This window comes from Roseimaritima multifibrata (genome assembly GCF_007741495.1).
GTDB classification, from domain to species: domain Bacteria; phylum Planctomycetota; class Planctomycetia; order Pirellulales; family Pirellulaceae; genus Roseimaritima; species Roseimaritima multifibrata.
Window position 1 is genome coordinate 5,134,390 of sequence record NZ_CP036262.1, and the last position, 16,702, is coordinate 5,151,091.

The 16,702-nt window shown below is 55.9% G+C and carries 16 protein-coding genes; 6 read left to right on the forward strand and 10 right to left on the reverse strand.

Annotated elements, in window-relative coordinates:
* Positions 1 to 6 precede the first annotated feature (6 nt).
* The 5 genes from FF011L_RS18570 to FF011L_RS26465 form a co-directional block, all read right to left on the reverse strand.
* Entirely contained in the window at positions 7 to 894 is an 888-nt protein-coding gene (locus tag FF011L_RS18570; RefSeq protein ID WP_145353173.1) for a YicC/YloC family endoribonuclease, read from the reverse strand.
* Between the two features lie 33 nt (positions 895 to 927).
* Positions 928 to 1,488 (reverse strand): preprotein translocase subunit SecG, encoded by a 561-nt coding sequence (gene secG / locus FF011L_RS18575; RefSeq protein WP_145353175.1) that lies wholly within the window; start codon positions 1,486 to 1,488, stop codon positions 928 to 930.
* Between the two features lie 52 nt (positions 1,489 to 1,540).
* On the reverse strand, positions 1,541 to 2,296 hold the full coding sequence (gene tpiA, locus FF011L_RS18580; protein WP_145353177.1) for a triose-phosphate isomerase: 756 nt from the start codon (positions 2,294 to 2,296) through the stop codon (positions 1,541 to 1,543).
* On the reverse strand, positions 2,293 to 3,333 hold the full coding sequence (aroF, locus tag FF011L_RS18585; protein WP_145353179.1) for a 3-deoxy-7-phosphoheptulonate synthase: 1,041 nt from the start codon (positions 3,331 to 3,333) through the stop codon (positions 2,293 to 2,295). The genes tpiA and aroF overlap by 4 nt, the downstream gene beginning before the upstream one ends.
* A gap of 230 nt (positions 3,334 to 3,563) precedes the next feature.
* Positions 3,564 to 3,716 carry a hypothetical protein gene (locus tag FF011L_RS26465; RefSeq protein WP_218932728.1) on the reverse strand — a complete coding sequence of 51 codons (153 nt, stop codon included), beginning with the start codon at positions 3,714 to 3,716 and terminating at the stop codon, positions 3,564 to 3,566.
* A gap of 70 nt (positions 3,717 to 3,786) precedes the next feature.
* On the opposite strand from FF011L_RS26465, the gene FF011L_RS18590 reads away from it, so the two are divergent.
* Genes FF011L_RS18590 through FF011L_RS18600 form a run of 3 tightly spaced genes read left to right on the forward strand, consistent with a single transcriptional unit; the run spans position 3,787 to position 5,535 of the window.
* Entirely contained in the window at positions 3,787 to 4,185 is a 399-nt protein-coding gene (locus tag FF011L_RS18590; protein WP_145353181.1) for a hypothetical protein, read from the forward strand.
* A 3-nt stretch (positions 4,186 to 4,188) separates the two neighbouring features.
* Positions 4,189 to 4,965, forward strand: a complete 777-nt coding sequence (locus tag FF011L_RS18595) for a sirohydrochlorin chelatase (RefSeq protein ID WP_145353183.1) — start codon at positions 4,189 to 4,191, stop codon at positions 4,963 to 4,965.
* 9 nt (positions 4,966 to 4,974) lie between these two features.
* On the forward strand, positions 4,975 to 5,535 hold the full coding sequence (locus FF011L_RS18600; protein WP_145353185.1) for a DJ-1/PfpI family protein: 561 nt from the start codon (positions 4,975 to 4,977) through the stop codon (positions 5,533 to 5,535).
* A gap of 312 nt (positions 5,536 to 5,847) precedes the next feature.
* Here FF011L_RS18600 and FF011L_RS18605 read toward each other — a convergent pair whose 3' ends face one another.
* Genes FF011L_RS18605 through FF011L_RS18615 form a run of 3 tightly spaced genes read right to left on the reverse strand, consistent with a single transcriptional unit; the run spans position 5,848 to position 9,620 of the window.
* On the reverse strand, positions 5,848 to 6,921 hold the full coding sequence (locus tag FF011L_RS18605; RefSeq protein WP_145353187.1) for an acyl-CoA dehydrogenase family protein: 1,074 nt from the start codon (positions 6,919 to 6,921) through the stop codon (positions 5,848 to 5,850).
* A gap of 33 nt (positions 6,922 to 6,954) precedes the next feature.
* Positions 6,955 to 7,827, reverse strand: coding sequence for an NAD(P)H-hydrate dehydratase (locus FF011L_RS18610; protein WP_218932729.1), 873 nt, complete (start codon positions 7,825 to 7,827; stop codon positions 6,955 to 6,957).
* Positions 7,824 to 9,620, reverse strand: coding sequence for a sensor histidine kinase (locus FF011L_RS18615; protein WP_145353191.1), 1,797 nt, complete (start codon positions 9,618 to 9,620; stop codon positions 7,824 to 7,826). Before FF011L_RS18615 ends, FF011L_RS18610 begins: the two co-directional genes overlap by 4 nt.
* Before the next feature lie 278 nt (positions 9,621 to 9,898).
* Here FF011L_RS18615 and FF011L_RS18620 point away from each other — a divergent pair, with 278 nt between their 5' ends.
* Genes FF011L_RS18620 through FF011L_RS27095 form a run of 3 tightly spaced genes read left to right on the forward strand, consistent with a single transcriptional unit; the run spans position 9,899 to position 14,058 of the window.
* Positions 9,899 to 11,578 (forward strand): nucleoporin, encoded by a 1,680-nt coding sequence (locus FF011L_RS18620; protein ID WP_145353193.1) that lies wholly within the window; start codon positions 9,899 to 9,901, stop codon positions 11,576 to 11,578.
* Between the two features lie 7 nt (positions 11,579 to 11,585).
* Positions 11,586 to 12,101, forward strand: a complete 516-nt coding sequence (locus tag FF011L_RS18625) for a GrpB family protein (protein WP_145353195.1) — start codon at positions 11,586 to 11,588, stop codon at positions 12,099 to 12,101.
* A gap of 13 nt (positions 12,102 to 12,114) precedes the next feature.
* Positions 12,115 to 14,058 carry a DUF4129 domain-containing protein gene (locus FF011L_RS27095; RefSeq protein ID WP_145353197.1) on the forward strand — a complete coding sequence of 648 codons (1,944 nt, stop codon included), beginning with the start codon at positions 12,115 to 12,117 and terminating at the stop codon, positions 14,056 to 14,058.
* 68 nt (positions 14,059 to 14,126) lie between these two features.
* On the opposite strand, the gene FF011L_RS18635 is transcribed toward FF011L_RS27095, so the two are convergent.
* On the reverse strand, positions 14,127 to 15,884 hold the full coding sequence (locus FF011L_RS18635) for a TIGR03545 family protein (RefSeq protein WP_145353198.1): 1,758 nt from the start codon (positions 15,882 to 15,884) through the stop codon (positions 14,127 to 14,129).
* Complete coding sequence (locus FF011L_RS18640) at positions 15,881 to 16,630, reverse strand: TIGR03546 family protein (protein WP_218932730.1); 750 nt, start codon at positions 16,628 to 16,630, stop codon at positions 15,881 to 15,883. Before FF011L_RS18640 ends, FF011L_RS18635 begins: the two co-directional genes overlap by 4 nt.
* Positions 16,631 to 16,702: the final 72 nt, after the last annotated feature.

The window sequence follows — 16,702 nt, forward strand, 5'->3', positions numbered from 1 at the left end:
TGAAGCTTACTCTATGTTTTGAATCAATTCTCGCATGCGTTCGAGCGCACACTTTATTTCGACAACGTCTGCTGAAATCTGACTATCGGAAGCTTTACTACCGATCGTGTTGGTTTCTCGCCCCATTTCTTGGATCACGAAATCCAATTTACGGCCGTTGGCCCCGGACGCTTTCAGGTGCTTTTCGAAAGCCTTGCGATGCGCATCCAAGCGAGTGACCTCTTCACTAATATCACTTCGATCGGCAAACAATTGGATTTCACGCAGGATTTCAACCTGAGCCACCACCAGACCTTTTTCGGCCAGGTAGGTATCCACTTTTGATTCCAAGCGATCGCGATAAGCCGAAACGACATCCGGACGTCGCGCCGCAATCGACGCCAAATGCGTCTCAATCACCGCCAAATCCTGAAGAAGTGCCTCTTGCATCGCACTTCCTTCTTCATCCCGCATCCGATTGAGGTTCTCAATCGCCTCACACAGGACGTCTTCAACCGCTTTCCAAACTCCTTCGTCCTGCTTCCCTTCGTCATCAGCCTCGTTCAGCACTCCAGGGAACTGAGCGATCCGAGCAAGGTCCAGCGGGGCGAGTGAGCCATCGAATTCGCTACGCACCTGTTCGAGTTGCCGGCAGTAACTTAGGAGCTGCTGGGAATTGATCGAATAGGCCGAGCCCGAATCACTACGATCCAAGCGAACCTTCAACTGAACACTTCCACGATGGACATGCGATCGCAGAACCGCCTCAACCTGCGGTTCAAAGCAGGCCAGCGTCTCACTCACGCGAGACACGATCTTCAGTCCTCGATTGTTTACCGTGCGAATTTCCACAGAGAGGAGCCCATTGGGTCCATTCTGTCGAGCCTGCCCTTGGCCGGTCATACTTCGCGTCATGTAACTCCCTCCTTACACAAGGAATCACTCAAACTACGGAGTTTCATCGGCAGGGGTATCGGCTTTCGCAGGAGTTTCCGTTTCCGCTTTAGCAGGAGCCTCGGCTTCGGTTTCTGGAGCAGCAGGAGCTTCGGTTTCTGCTGGAGCAGGCGTTTCCGCTGGAGCTTCGGTTTCCGCTGGGGCTTCCATCTTGGGTTCTGCGTCGGCTGGTGTCAGTTCGACATCACCTTCGACAGTTTCTTCAGATTCGATCTCCGAAAGGCCTGGGAAAGACAGATTGCCGAGGTCTTCGTCCCCTTTGCCTTCGATGACTGCAATTTCATCGTCAGGTTCTTCAGCAAGCGGTTTGACTCCCATCGATGCGGTTGCGATCGCACAGAGGCCAATCCACAGCAACGCGGTAACACTTGTAATTTTCGTGAACATGTCCCCGGCTTTGCTACCGAAAGCGCTTTGCCCACCAGGACCACCCAAGGCTCCTGTCAGACCGCCGCCTCGCCCCCTCTGGACCAATACCAGAAGAATCAAAAAGACGGACAACAAGGACATGGTCCAACCCAAAAAGAAGCCAACGAGGCCGAACAAAGGGGTCATCGTGAAAATCTCTTAACGAAAGTATGGGTAAAGGAAGGAGAGGACTACCGAACTAGACGGCGTTGATAATACCGAGGAAGTCTTCTGCCTTTAGACTAGCGCCTCCAACGAGGGCACCATCAATATTTTTCTGTCCGAGCAATTCAGCCGCGTTACCCGGTTTGACGCTTCCGCCGTACTGTAACCGGATTTGGCCTGCGACGTCTTCGCCAAAATCATCCGTCAGGATACCACGGATAAAGGCGTGTACCGCTTCAGCCTGATCAGGAGAGGCTGTCAGCCCGGTTCCGATCGCCCAGACAGGTTCGTAGGCGATCACAATCCCAGCAGCCCGAGCTTCATCAAGGCCGGCCAAGGAGCCTTTCAGCTGGTCGCTGACGACCTGTTCGGTTTCGTTATTTTCGCGCTGTTCTTGGGTTTCGCCGACACAAACGATCGGAATCAAATTACCCGCGAGGGCCGCGTGCAGTTTTTTGCTGACGTCCGCATCGGTTTCGCCCATCAGCTGACGGCGTTCGCTGTGGCCAAGGATGACATAGCTGCAACCGATATCGGTCAGCATGCCCGCATTCACTTCGCCGGTGAAGGCTCCGTCTGCCGCGGCGTAAAGGTTCTGGCCGCCCAGACCGACAGGCGAACCGACCACACACTCCGAAACGGTCCCCAAATAGACCGAGGGAGGACAAAGGGCGATTTCGACGGCGCATTCCTTGGGAATGCCATCGACAACGCCTTTGGCCAAAGCCGCCGCATCGCGACGACGGGTATTCATTTTCCAGTTACCAGCAATCAGAATACGTCGAGTCACGCTGCAACCTCAGGGTTCGGTGGGGAGATAGTCTTACCTAGCAGTTCGGCCATTTTTCGCATCCGGCCCGCTAATTCTTGATATTGTTCGGGTAGCAACGCCTGGGGGCCATCGCTCTTGGCAACTTCAGGCTCGTCGTGGATCTCGATATGGACCCCGTCGGCTCCGGCAGCCAGCCCGGCGAGGGCACAGGCGGGGATCAGATCAGGACGACCGGTCGCATGACTGGGGTCGACGATCACGGGCAAATGGGTCAAGCCAGCCAAAACGGGGACCGCAGCCACATCAAACAGATTCCGTGTGGAGGGATCAAAACTCTTGATCCCTCGCTCGCAAAGCACCACATTTGGGTTCCCCTGCGAGAGAATGTATTCGGCACTCATCAGCAGATCTTGGATCGTGGCGCTCATCCCGCGTTTCAGCAGGACCGGGCGGGACGATTTACCAACTTCGGTCAGGAGGACGAAATTCTGCATATTCCGTGCTCCCACCTGAAGCATATCGGCATATTCACTGACGATTTCAACGTTTCGAGGGTCGGTCACTTCGGTGACCACGGGCAAACCGTACCGGTGACCAGCCTCTTTCAAAATTTTTAAACCTTCGACGCCCAATCCCTGAAACGCATAAGGGCTGGTGCGTGGCTTGTAAGCCCCCCCACGAAACAGGTTGGCCCCCGATTCGCGAGCCGACTTTGCTAGCCGATCCATCCGCTCAGGTTCTTCAACCGAGCATGGGCCAGCGATCATGCCCAAATTGCCTCCACCCACCAAAACGCCACTTACATCGACAACCGATCGCTGCGGATGGGCTTCCAATGAAGCGAGTTTGTAGGGAGGCAAAACGGGAATCACTTGGGCAATACCTGGAATTGATCGCAGCGAATCTTCAGAAACCTTGCTCTCATCACCAATCACCCCGACGATCGTCCGGAAAGTCCCCCGGCTCAGATGGGCCTGCAAACCCAACGCTTCAATGCGTTCGATCACATGATCAATTTGCTGATCACTTGCACCCGATTTGAGAATGACAATCACGGCAGATTTAACGGTTCAGAAGGCAAAATGGAATAAAATGTTTCGGATTTAGGTGCGTAATGTAACAACTGACGGGGATCTCCCACAGCCCACCCTTATCGAGGCCCCAAAACGGTGCAGAAGCCTACTATTTCAAGTGATAAACAGCGGCGGAGGCTTCCAACGGCCGCGGAAACAGCGGCGGACGGCAAACACTGGCGGAGAGACGTCTGAATGAATCGTGATGGATTTCAAATCGCCGCTGGATCGGGCATGGTGATCCGATCGCGGAAAGAGCGATCCGCCTTCACTTTGCCGGTTACTTTCAGGGGTCCAGACGGAATCGACAACCAACCCGCGTGACCTTGGGTTCCCGCTGGCGTAGAATAGAAGGTGATGATCATTTCAAAGATTAGCGACTCCTAAAAAAGCCGCTATCCGCAATACTATCCCACCTCCCTGGAGACCTCTCCCATGCGATTCCTTTCTTACGCTGTCGCCGTTCTCGTTGCTGCTGGTTTGATTTATTACGTCGGACAGAACCCTAATACCGACACCGAAGCAGCTACAGAGACCACCGAAGTGGCAGTCGCCGCAGAAGCGACCACGACCACCGACTCGGCAGAACTTGAAGGCCAACTGGTCACGCTGCATGTCCCCAAAATGCATTGCCCCTTCGCCTGCTACCCCGCTGTGAAGGAAACTTTGGAAAAGACACCTGGCGTCGTCACGGTTGTATTGGCAGAGCAGAAGGACAAAAACGCGATCGATAACCCCGAAGTCAAAATTCAAGTGAGCGAAGACTTTGACACGGAAGCCGCGATTGAAGCCTTAGCATCCGCTGGGTTCAGCGAAACGACCAAAGTGCAGTAGTTCGTGAGCAAAACGGGGTTATTACTCGTCGGTCATGGCACACGCAACGACCAGGGCGCCGAACAATTCCAAGTTTTAACCGCAGTCCTCAAAAAACAATTGCCCCACTTTGTTGTGGCAGGCTGTTTTCTGGAACTGCGGCCTCCAACGATGGAACAGGCTTGGCAGACCTTGATCGAGGCAGGTGTTACGGAGGTTGCGGTGCAGCCTCTGCTGCTTTTTTCCGCTGGGCATGCCAAGCAAGACATTCCCGACGCGGTCGATAAATTGGCCACCCCCGACATTCCGGTCCGCTATGGCCGGCCGCTCTCTCGTGAACGCAACCTGGTCACACTCGTTTGCCGAACGGCAGCGAACCTACTTGCCGAATTGTCGCCTCCGCAGGGGTCGGTATCGCGGACCGCATTGGTCATGGTCGGTCGCGGAAGTTTCGATCCATGTGCTCAAGCCGACATGCGATTGCTTGCGGAAACGGTTTGGCGAACGGTCAACGAACAACTGCCTAGCGGTTCGGCTGGATTCTTATCGGTCGACACCGCCTTCTACGCGATGGCTCAGCCTCGCCTGCCCGAAGTCTTGCGTGAAGTCTGCAGTCGTGGGAATGTCCAAGACGTTATCGTTCAGCCTCATTTGCTTTTCGCCGGTCAGTTGCACTACGCTATCGAAGCTCAAGTTCAGGAAGTCGCCGACCAGTTTCCCAGCAAACGGATCCTTGTGGGACAGCCCCTGGGCCCCGACCCATTAATCGCAGCCTCCGTCTGCAATCGCATCCAAGAATAAAGACCAACCATGCCCGCCCCCAAAGTACTGATTGTCATTGGTGACGCCTCGGAAACGCTGGATACGATGTATCCGTTCTACCGACTACAAGAAGCGGGTTTTCAACCGGTCGTGATCGCTCCGGAAAAACGTCTGTACCAGATGGTGATGCACGAAGTAAAACCGGGCTGGACCATCACCAAGGAGTGGGAGGGATACACCCTTCAAGCCGACCTAGCCTTCGCCGATGTCGATCCCGAAGCGTACGCGGGGATCATGTTCTCCGGTGGAAGAGCTCCCGAGTACATTCGCTACGACGAGAATCTGGTTCGCATCACCAAACACTTTTTCGCCACCGACAAACCGATCGCAAGCGTCTGCCACGGAGTCGAGATTCCTGCCTACGCCGATTGTGTCCGTGGACGAAAAATGGCGACCGTTCCCAAATGCAAATTCGATTTGGAAGTCTGCGGTGGTGAATTCGTCGACGCCCCATGTGTGATCGACGGGAACTTAGTCAGCGGACGAACGTTCCACGATAACGGGCACTACATCGGCCCCTGGATTGAACTGTTGCAAGCGGCGGTTTAGTCGAGCGATGGCGAAAGACGGGTCGCGATAAACCGGCATGCGTCGAGGGGAATCCTTTTTGTTAGCGGATCGGCGCGAACCGACCGGCAAAGACGTGTGGGTTTCCAGGGCGACGGCCGGACGGCTTGCGCCGTTCCGCTAAGAAATGCGAAAGCGCGAGCCGTCCGGCCTGTGCGCATCGTTTTCAGGACAGTGGCCGGACGGCTTGCGCCGTTCCGCTAAGAAATGCGAAAGCGCGAATCGTCCGGCCTGTGCGCATCGTTTCCAGGACAGTGGCCGGACGGCTTGCGCCGTTCCGCTAAGAAGGGTGTGCTAGGACAATCCGGCTAGCTCGCACAGGTGAGATTGCGCGACCGGTTGCGGGCAGCTCCAGACCAAAAAGAAGAGCGCCTCCTGACACCAGCGGCCGACTGGATGTCCGGCGACGTATCCGGCTCCTTTCGCTGACATGAGTGCCGCTTGGGTGGCTCGCAGCACCAAGCGGTTTGCTTCGCCACGCAGTTCGGCAAGATCGCATGCGGGATTCCCCGCGGCAGCCGACAACAGCGTTGCTTCGACTTGCTGAACATCTTCAAGCATGCGGCCGGCAATGTCCTGCAAATCTTCTCGCCGCTCCGATTCAACACTTAGAAATTCGATAGCCGCCTTCGCCAAACCGATCGCAAGTGCCGAGGTTTGAATGCCTCCAGTCATTCCACCGGTCCCTCCTTGCATGACGTTTTCGATCGGTCCGGCTAAAACCTGTTCGCCCTGGGCGAAGACATTGTCAAAATCGACTCGTGCGGTACAGCTTGCAGACAACGCCACCAAGGATGTTCCTGGCGAAGGTTTTACCCCTTCGGCATCCGCTGGAATCGCGGCCAATAATTGTTCGCCGCTGCGCAGGGTAGCTCCGACGACAAACAAATCCGCGTACGGTGCTGCCGTCACCCAAGGTGAAAAACCGCTCACGCGGAATCCGCTTCCGCTTGCCTCGGCGCGCAAAACCGGTTCCCGCAAATGCTGCCGACTGGTCGTTAAGTGACTGATTCCCACGGTTGGATGTGCCGTCCCCTGCAGCAAACGCGGCAGCCACTGTTCGGCAACGCTGGAGTTCGGACTCCCCGCAATCCGGCGACAAGCTCCGATCGCCTGCGTGATGACAAACGTGGTCGTCAGATCGGCTGCGGCCAAGCGGAGGAAACCGCGGGTTTGATCTTCGACATCCCATTCCAATCCGCCGACAGATTTCGGGAGAAACCAGCGATAGACACCGGCATCCGCACACCACTGCAAGGCTTCCGCCGGCCAGTCCGAAACGGTTTGTCGATCGTTGGCTGACCGGGCAAGACGCTCACACAAATGGTCCAGAGCCGCCGACTGAGGGGACAAAACAAGCGCAGACATCAGGGTTCGTTTCGAAAGGGTTTGTTCAAAAAATCAACTTGCCAGAATTCTCTTCCAGGCGGCAGGAAACGCATCGATCAATTCGGTCACCAGCATCGCCTGTGCGGTTTTCTCCGTCGCGACGATATCCGCCGCTAAACCATGGAAGTGAGCCGCAAACTGAGCCGCTGAAAACGCTTCCATGCCCTGAGCCAGCAACGCTCCGATCAATCCGGTCAGCACGTCGCCCGCCCCGCCACGAGCAAGACCGCTGTTGCCGGTTCCATTGACGGCCAGTCGGTCGCCATCGGTGATGACCGTTTGAGCCCCTTTCAACAAGACGACCGCGCCGGTTTGCCGGGCAAATTTTACCGCGACGTTCTCTCGGTCACGCTGCAGTTCTCGCACTTCGATTCCCAGCAACCTTGCCAGCTCACCGGGGTGAGGCGTCAAAACGCGAGGTGCCTCAAGTGCACAGGCCAACTGGTCCACATGGCCAACAAAAGCGTTAAGTCCATCGGCATCCAAAACCAGCGGCAACGGACAACGCGAATAACAGACTTTTACCAGATCCGCGACCTCGGGCGTTTGCCCCAGCCCAGGACCAACGGCCAACGCGGTTTTGCGTTCCCACGCCGACTCGATCACTGACAGCGATTGCAAACGGCAGCAGCCATCTTGCTCGGCAAGTGGCAGCGTCATCCAGGCAGGGTTTTCGGCGGCAACGATTCCCCAAACCGATTCGGCAGTGGCGACCGTTAGCAGACCGACGCCTCCTCGGAGTGCCGACAATGCGGACAGCCGCGCGGCCCCGCTCATCGTTTTGCTTCCCGCGACCAACAACAGATGTCCGAAGGATCCCTTATGAGATTCCGAATTCCGCGCCGGCGGAGCGGGTAGCGTGGCGACACGTTCAATGGCGTTCAAGATTCATCGCTTTCCAGTAAAGGATGCAAAGTCGGCATCGGCGGGGAAGCGGTAAAGATCAACGGCAGACGGACATAAAACGTACTACCGCGTCCTAACTGACTTTCGAAACTAACTTCGCCGCCAAGTAATTTGCTCAGTTCTTTCACGATCGAAAGGCCCAGTCCGGTTCCCGAAAACTCACGCGTCAGCCCTTCGCCATCCAGCACTTTACGACTCTGACGAAATTTCTCGAAAATGATTTTCTGGTCTTCGCTAGCGATCCCAACTCCGGTGTCGGAGACCGACAATTCGAAACGGTCTTCGTCGCAGAGTGCCAGCCGAACGTTGATCATCCCTCCTTCGGGCGTGAACTTAATCGCGTTACTAAGGAGGTTGGTTAGGATCTGGCCAAACTTATTTTGGTCTTGTTTGGCTTGAGGGAGGTCGTCATCCGCTGAAACCGTCAGTTGAATATTCTTGTCCTCCGACAAACTTCGGACCATATCGGCCTGAGCTCGGACAAGCATTTCCAGATCGAACGGGACAGGTCGAACCTCCATCTTGCCAGCTTCAACCTTCGCCAGGTCCAGAATGTCGTTGATCATTTCCAGCAACACACGACCACTTTTTTGAATATTGGTCGCATAACGCCGCTGCTTGTCATCCAGCGAATCGATCCCACTAAGGACTTCGGAAAAACCGATGATACTGTTCAGCGGAGTCCGTAGTTCGTGGCTCATGTTGGCAAGGAAATCGCTCTTTAATCGATTGGCCTCATACAGCTGCAGGTTTAATTGTGCCAACTGATCGACGCGTTGATCCAGTTCATTGTTGACCAACTGAATCTGTTCGCGCGTTTCGACAAGGTACCGGAGCATTCGGTTAAACGCGTTCGCCAATTCGCGGAATTCGTCTTCGGTGTCGATCGATGCGCGTAGGTTTGTATCGCCGTGGGTAATCGCATCGCTGACGTCTCGCAGATGGTACAGCGGATGCAGAACCAGATATCGCATGATCCGATGCAACACGACCACCGTGATCGCGATGATCAACATTGCCACGGCGATCACCACCGCTCGGATCCAATTATTCGCTTCCTGGGTCGCGTTGTAGGGCATGCTGACCCGAATCACACGAAACGGGTACTGCTGAGCCAATAATTTGGGATCGGCATCGGGAGCAAACGAGACGGGCACTTTGGGGCTGTGGCAGCTAACCAAGCATTCCGGTTCACTAAAGACCGGCGTGTAGTGGATGTAGCGTCCATCGATGGGGCCGCGTTCCAGGGACAGCGGTTGGCGGCCTGGCGCGATTTGCGTGAAGGCTTCGTTTTCCTCCAGCAGCATTGGACGCTGGACCAAATCGGGGCGATCCTTGGCCAGATATTGTTCCAACCGGAGATAAAATTTGTCTCGCAGCTGTTCCAGCAGCTCCCGTTCGGTCTCGTCATCCGGCTGCGTTGCGTCGGTCAAATTGTCGTAGGTCGTTTCTTCTCCGAGGCTGAGGACCGCGTACTCATACTCGGGACGAAGCAGTTTCAGTTCGAGGTCATTCAGCACTTCCAGGCTGGTCTTCCTCACATCGGGGCTCAGCTCGACCCCGTAGATAGCGTCGCAGTGGACCCGCATTAACTTGGCAGCTCCGAAGTCCCTCGCCACCTGTCGCGTCCGGTCGATCACCAATTTTCCAGCCAAAAGCTGCACGACCCAAAATGCGGCCAGCATCAGCGGGACCAACGCTGACACGAACAACAAGACCGATTTCCGTTCCAGGCTCATCGACGCAAAAGCGTTCTGCAGCAGCCGAATCATTGAGTGGCGACCCTTCGAATTCACAGTAAAGAGGGCAAAAAAACGCGATTTGAAGGATTCCGCCACAATCCTTGCAAAGCAAAACATCCCCCGAATCACTTCCCACGTCAAAATTCCGGGTAAACTACCTTGAACGTATCGCTTGCCGCTCGCTAGTGGCACAACTAGCATAGCGGTAACAGCTTTGCCTTCCAACTTCAGATTTTTCAGCGAAAATCCTCGCCAGTACCACCGACTCCGATGGAGTCCACCCGCAATAGCGGAGGAGTAATTTAGTGATGAGCCGTAAGTCCCGTCGTTTCCTGCAAGCCTCAATCGTCGGCCCGTTGGTATTGGTCCTGAGCGTCAGCCCCGCGTCCGCTGGCTGGCTGAAGAAACATTTGCACTGCGCCCCACCTCCTTGCCCGCCGGTTAATTGCGTTCCTGTCTGCCCACCAGCACCTGTCTGCTGCGACCCAGTGCCAGTGGAATGCGTACCAGTAGTCCCTGATTGTTGTGGTTCGGTACCGGTTTACGCAGAGCCGATGCACCTCGAACCGACTCCGCTAGAGCACCACCCATCCGAAGAGTCCCTGAAGCCAGCGACCGACGAAACCGCTCCGGCCCCTTCCGACGAAGTCTTTGACGCAGCTCCACCTTCGCTTCCTGCAGAAGAAAAGGCACCGGCCGAAGAGGTCACTGCCCCAGCTCCGAAGGAAGCTGCTCCTGCTCCCGCTCCTGAACCAAAGGAAGCTGCTCCTGAACCAAAGGAAGCTGCTCCTGAACCGAAGGAAGCTGCTCCCGAGCCAAAGGAAGCTGCTCCTGCTGTTGAAGAAGCCGCACCTGCTGAAGACATTTTTGGAGCTCCAGTAGAAGAAGCCGCTCCTGCGATGGAAGCTCCCGCTGCAGAACCCGCTCCTGCCGGTGACGACATCTTCGGTGCTCCAGCTGAAGAAGCCGCTCCAGCGGGTGACGACATTTTTGGTGCGCCTGTTGAAGAGGCCGCCCCTGCGATGGAAGCTCCCGCTGCAGAAGCCGCTCCTGCCGGTAACGACATCTTCGGTGCTCCCGCCGAAGAAGCCGCTCCTGCGGGTGACGATATTTTTGGTGCCCCTGTTGAAGAGGCCGCTCCTGCGATGGAAGCTCCCGCTGAAGAAGCGGCTCCTGCCGGTAACGACATCTTCGGTGCTCCCGCCGAAGAAGCCGCTCCAGCGGGTGACGATATTTTTGGTGCCCCTGTTGAAGAGGCCGCCCCTGCGATGGAAGCTCCCGCTGCAGAAGCCGCTCCTGCCGGTGACGACATCTTCGGTGCTCCAGCTGAAGAAGCCGCTCCCGCTGGCGACGATATTTTCGGTGCCCCAGCTGCGGACGCTCCTGCCATGGAAGCCCCTGCCGCTGGCGATGACATTTTTGGTGCACCAGCCTCTGATGCTCCTGCCGCAGGCGACGACATTTTCGGAGCCCCGCCAGCAGACGCTCCTGCCATGGAAGCTCCCGCCGCTGGCGATGACATCTTTGGTGCACCTCCTGCAGGCGACGACATTTTCGGAGCCCCACCAGCAGACGCTCCTGCCATGGAAGCTCCTGCCGCTGGCGATGACATCTTTGGTGCCCCTCCAGCAGAAGCCGCCGAAGACGACATCTTTGGTGCTCCTTCAGCCGAAGCTCCTGCAGCCGAGCCACTGGACAACGACATCTTTGGTGCGGCCCCTGCAACGGAACCAGCTGAAGTGGCTGTTCACGCCGCGGTGAATGTTATGGACACCACGGAAATGCGAGTTTGGATTGACAACACCGGAGGGTTTTCCACCACGGGACGCCTGATTGAAATCCAAGACGATTTCGTGCGGCTCCAGAAAGAAAACGGCCGGACCTGTACGGTTCCAGCTCGTCGCCTAAGCCCAGCCGACTCGGCTTATGTGGAATCCATCGCCAATCAATTGCCATCGGAAACGATCGCAATGTTGATCAACAACTAGGTTCTCTATGAGCCTCCCAGTCCGACTGTCGCACTACGACCCCAGCTGGCGTCAAGAATTCGAGCAAACCCGCTCGAGTATCTTGATGTCGTGCTCGGGTTGGGTGCAATCGGTCGAGCACATTGGCGGAACGGCCATCCCCGGCTTGATCGCTCAGGCGATCGTTGACTGCGTCGCTGGCGTGGTCGCCCCCGAAGGTCTGGAAGCGGCCTCGACAGCTATCGAAGGGCTCAATTACCGACGCGAAAAACTTCCCACGTGGGTCGACGATGGGATCCTTTTTACGAAACCGCGTCACGGCCCCACGACCCATCGAATCTTTCTGACTCGTATCGACAGCCCGCTTTGGAGCCGAGTCCTACGCGTCCGCGATTGGTTGCGAGAGCATCCTGAGGTCGCTTACCGATTCGAAGATGCCAAGGTCAAACAGTGGAAGGCGGCCGGTGGAGATCCCTGCCGTTATGCTCACGCCAAGGCAATTTTCTTTGCCCACCTAGAAGACCAAATTCACACGACCGGCTAAAGGTGAGGCATCTGTGATCAAACGGAAGCAGATGACTGCCGCCGACTACGCGGCGTTAGCGGTTTGCCCAAGCATGATCGTGATCATGCTGACCGCCCTGACTCACTTCTTCATCCTCTGTGTCTACCGTGGCGAATACTCGTTGCGGATCACTTACATCCTCTTCATGTTCATCATGGGAGCGACCGGGATTGCTCGAATTTCGGTGGAATCGGGGAGGCTGTACGCGACCGGTTATGCCAGCGCGCTCGGCCTAGCGACGGTGTTTGTCCTTTCCGGATTTACCAATCCTCTCTTTGCCGTCGTAACCGTGGCAGCGATTTGGTTTTTAGCCGACCATATCACCCACGACTGCACCGTTCTTCATGACCAAGAAAGCAGCGGAGACGAAGGGTTGCTGGCCCCCAGCACACTCTTTCGTACCAGCAGCCCCCAACCAGCGGTCGATGTCAGTCTGGACGGAACGACTCAAATCGACGGCGACGAAAGCGACTCGCGAGCCACCCCATCCAAGCGAGGAAAACGCAAAGCGAAACCAAAACCAAAAAAACATGGTCGCTCCGTCTTCTTTCTAGCACTCGCCTCCCTTCCGCTTTTTGGATTCGGTCAGTGGTTGCTGCCAGACAATGACGCGATTCGAAACCGAGCCCTCTGGGCGCTCGGGTTTTACCTCTTTGCAACCCTAATGCTGTTGGTAACCACCAGCTTCTTAGGCTTGCGGTCCTACCTTCGGAAACGAGGCGCTGACATGCCCGCCGAAGTATCGCTCAGCTGGATCGGCGGTGGTTTTCTGCTGACACTAGCAATCCTAGCCGTCTGTTTTATCCTCCCCCTTCCAGGACGTACGATTGCTCAACTGGAACTTCCAGCCAGCCTCGATTCACCCGACTGGCTGAAGCCAAGTCGATTCGGTTGGGGCGAAGAAGGGGTGGAGGGGGAGTTGGGAGAGGGGGAGTCGGGAGAAGGGGAGTCGGGAGCGGCGAGTGGGGAGAAGGGAAAGCAGGGTGGAAAGCAGGGTGGGGAACAGGGTGGGGAGCAAGGTGGGGAGCAAGGTGGGGAGCAAGGTGGGGAGCAAGGTGGGGAGCAAGGTGGGGAGCAAGGTGGAGAGCAAGGTGGAGAGCAAGGTGGAGAGCAGGGTGGGGAGCAAGGTGGAGAGCAGGGTGGAGAACAGGGTGGGGAACAGAGTGGGGAGCAAGGTGGAGAGCAGGGTGGGGAACAGGGTGGAGAACAGGGTGGTGAGCAGGGTGGGGAGCAGGGTGGAGAACAGGGTGGAGAGCAGGGTGGAGAGAAAGGTGGGGAACAGGGTGGTGAGCAGGGTGAGGGGAAAAGTGATGCTCAGGGTGGTGAAGAACGAGAATCTTCTTCGGGGGCTGAGCAACAGCCTCCTCCGCCTCCTCCTTCCAGTTTTGATCCGATGCAATGGCTGCCTGGACTGACCTCGCTCCTGAAAGCGTTTTTGATCCTTGCCTTAGTCGGATTCCTGTTGTGGTTTGTCTATTTCAACCGAGCCTGGCTGGCGAAGGCCTGGGCAAATTTCTGCGAATTCTGGAATGGAGTTCGCCGCGATGTCGACGCACAGTTCGAACCAGCCAAAACAGAGGAGCAGGCTCGGGTCTATCGCCGATTCGCGTCTTTCACGAACCCCATTCAAAGCAAACAAAATCCACAACAAGTGATCGTCATCACCTTCCAAGCACTTGAGGCTTGGGCACGCGAAGCGGAGTCGCCACGTGATCCCGACGAAACTCCCGGCGAATTTTCTCGGCGACTAGGGCGGGAACATCCGGTGCACCGCGAAGAATTTGCCCGTTTGGCAAACGCCTACAACAATATCGTCTATGGTCGAGGGCAAGCGGACCGCCAAGAGATCGGTGCCGCGTCGCGTTTATGGAAATGGATGCAACAAGGCCTCCCGCCCAAAAAAGAGCCCCAGGAAACGGAATCTCCCGTCACCTGAGGCTTTGTTGTCATCAGCCCATCACGGGGCTATGGACGCTTCGCTTGCAGAGGTCTCTTATACGACGCCTAGCGGAGGCCTCGCAGCTTTGATTCAAGCGTCCCCAAGTAGGTGCTGGCCGACGGCAGTTCGCTTACCAACTTGCTCTTCAGTTCATCGATTTGCAAATCGGCTTTCGCCAGAATATCTCGCGTCGCCATATGTTGTTTCCCAAGCAGATCCTGCAGCTTAGCCATTTGCTGTTGATGTTCGACTTGGATCCGAGTGTTCAATTTCTGTTTTGCATCTGCAATCTGAACGTTGAACGCTTCTTTCATTCCTTCCGACAGGACTCCCGTCAGATTCGTCGACAGACTCATATCCAAATCGCTCCACGTTCCAGAAAACTCCGCTTGGACTTCCAGTCGGTCGATCGACGACAGTCGCGATTGTAAAGATTGCACCGCGGCCAGTTCTGAAATCTTCGCAGAAGTCTCCAGTGCCAAATGGGTGTCGGCCTGCCGAGAAATCAATTTGCCGTGCATCTCATCGCCGATCGCTTCGATCTGAACATACAGGTCTAGGTCTCCGCCACGAATCGCCAATTGTGCGTCATCGGAATTGCCGATGTGATGCGGCCGCACTTCAAGATTAGGCCAATGAATCGTTAGCACATCCCGAGGCTTCGGACGTTTCTCGTCGAAGTAACGCTGGAAATCGACACGTACGACTCGCGGGCCTTCCAGTCGCATCCGAGCCCGTAGCGGTTCGGTCAACCGTTCGGTCTGCGGTGTCAGGTTTTCCAGGATCCCGGTCATCGTATAAACTTCGTTGTTGATGCTCAGGTCACCATCGATCTGGCACTGCTGAACGAGCAACGAAGGGGGCAAGGGACCGGCAACCAACCGGATGTCATCCCCTCGAGTCCGTTCGACATCGATCGGTTCGGTGATGGTCCATCCTGCGATTTCACGCGCCGTATCCAGATGGCTTCGCACGCGATCGATTTGCCCTTGGACAATTCCCTTAAACAAGTCGGGACCGATCTTATCGGTATCTCGAAAATCTTGGGGGACAAATTCCTTCACGCGGTTCAGGTCATTCTGTTTCGCTTGTTCCATTGCCAACCAGTCCACCTGGACTTGCTGTGGCAACGAATCCAGTTTTGAACGAATCGCAATTAGCTCTTTGCGAACCGCTTCGGCGCGGGCAATGGTTGCCTGCAACCTTGGAAGGTCTCGAAGCGGATTATCGATCCCTTTTGCCTCATCACGAATCGCGCGGACTTCCACTTCCAACGATTCCGCTCGCATCTTCAAAGAAGCGTATTCAGCTTCCCAGCGTTGACGAATTTCTTCGCTCCGCTGGTACGTTTCCAGGTCTTTGCCAAAGCTCTCCAGGCCGTCGACCGCCTGGTCTGTGAAACCACCCAACCATTGCCCTAACATCGAAGGGCCAGCCGGTTCTTCGATAACTTCCGGTACTTCTAAGTGCCCGGAGGAGTCACGACCTTCACCTATTTTCAATCCTGAAATCCGCCCACTACGAGCGACCCAGCGGCGTTTCAGCAAAGCATTGCCATCCAATTCAAACGACACGAGGTCGGCTTGAAAAGCATTTGTATGTGATTTGCCTTCACGTGGATCGCCGATCTGCAGACCGGCATACTCCAGTCTTGGAGGGAACAAGCCAACCGTGGTGCTGGCAATATCGACTCGTGCGCCAACGCTTGCTTCCAAGGCCTGAACACTTGCGTATTGGACAATGGGCCCAATCGACCAACGCAACAATGCGATGACGACCACAACAATCAAAATACGGGGAATTAGGAATCGCCAACGAATCATGACGTTTTCTCCTGCTGCGCTTGACGCAATCGTCGGAGTAGATAATTGAGAGCTTGATTGATTTGAGCGTTGTCAGCATCACTAGCTGGCGAAGTGACCTGCATATGGGCCCCGTCGATGCGCCGCCCATTTTGCGATCCCTTTTCGGTACCGCTGGGTTGTCCGCCAGCACCTCGATCGGCAACGCGAATCACGTCGATCCGAGTTTCCATCCCGACGGGTACCGTCGATGGCGGAACCGGTGCTTCCGAACGGGTTTGCGTCGCATCACGTTTCTTACCAATCGCAAGCGGAGCGGGAACGTTTTTTGAAATCTCAGCTGACGTCGGATCCGGCGTCTCAGTGACCGCGGGAACGGTCAGTGAAAAACCAAAATAGCTAAGCACGTAAACGGGAATCAACGCCACGATTCCAAGCAGCAGGCTGCCCATTACCACGGTATTGTTCAAGTCGGTCCAAGGAACAAACGGCAACTGCCAAGCCTGAGCAAGCGGTGCCACCATCTGAGGATGATGGAGAACATACTCGCCCAGTTGATGAGAATAGGGGTCCAATTTGACGGCAAAAAATGAAATCGCCAGTCCCGCCAAACCGGTCATCGCATGGTTCAGGTTTAAACACAGAACCATCACCACTAAACCGATGGCTAGCAAATTGCCGTGTGGGATAATGCCTAGCAAAACCCCAAACGCTAACCCCCAAGCCAACTGGTGAGGGTGCCGTCGCCCCGCAAGCGCGTTTTTCACCGCAAAAATTTGTTTGATCAACCAAAGGAACATAGCGGGCGCCTCCCGCGCACCAAAATCACAAAAAAGAAT

Excerpts from the sequence above, each read along its gene's own strand:
- FF011L_RS18570 (WP_145353173.1), bottom strand. The coding sequence starts at position 894 with ATGACGCGAAGTATGACCGGCCAAGGGCAGGCTCGACAGAATGGACCC.
- secG (WP_145353175.1), bottom strand. The coding sequence starts at position 1,488 with ATGACCCCTTTGTTCGGCCTCGTTGGCTTCTTTTTGGGTTGGACCATG.
- FF011L_RS26465 (WP_218932728.1), bottom strand. The coding sequence starts at position 3,716 with ATGATCATCACCTTCTATTCTACGCCAGCGGGAACCCAAGGTCACGCG.
- FF011L_RS18590 (WP_145353181.1), top strand. The coding sequence starts at position 3,787 with ATGCGATTCCTTTCTTACGCTGTCGCCGTTCTCGTTGCTGCTGGTTTG.
- FF011L_RS18600 (WP_145353185.1), top strand. The coding sequence starts at position 4,975 with ATGCCCGCCCCCAAAGTACTGATTGTCATTGGTGACGCCTCGGAAACG.
- FF011L_RS18605 (WP_145353187.1), bottom strand. The coding sequence starts at position 6,921 with ATGTCTGCGCTTGTTTTGTCCCCTCAGTCGGCGGCTCTGGACCATTTG.
- FF011L_RS18615 (WP_145353191.1), bottom strand. The coding sequence starts at position 9,620 with ATGATTCGGCTGCTGCAGAACGCTTTTGCGTCGATGAGCCTGGAACGG.
- FF011L_RS18620 (WP_145353193.1), top strand. The coding sequence starts at position 9,899 with ATGAGCCGTAAGTCCCGTCGTTTCCTGCAAGCCTCAATCGTCGGCCCG.
- FF011L_RS18625 (WP_145353195.1), top strand. The coding sequence starts at position 11,586 with ATGAGCCTCCCAGTCCGACTGTCGCACTACGACCCCAGCTGGCGTCAA.
- FF011L_RS18635 (WP_145353198.1), bottom strand. The coding sequence starts at position 15,884 with ATGATTCGTTGGCGATTCCTAATTCCCCGTATTTTGATTGTTGTGGTC.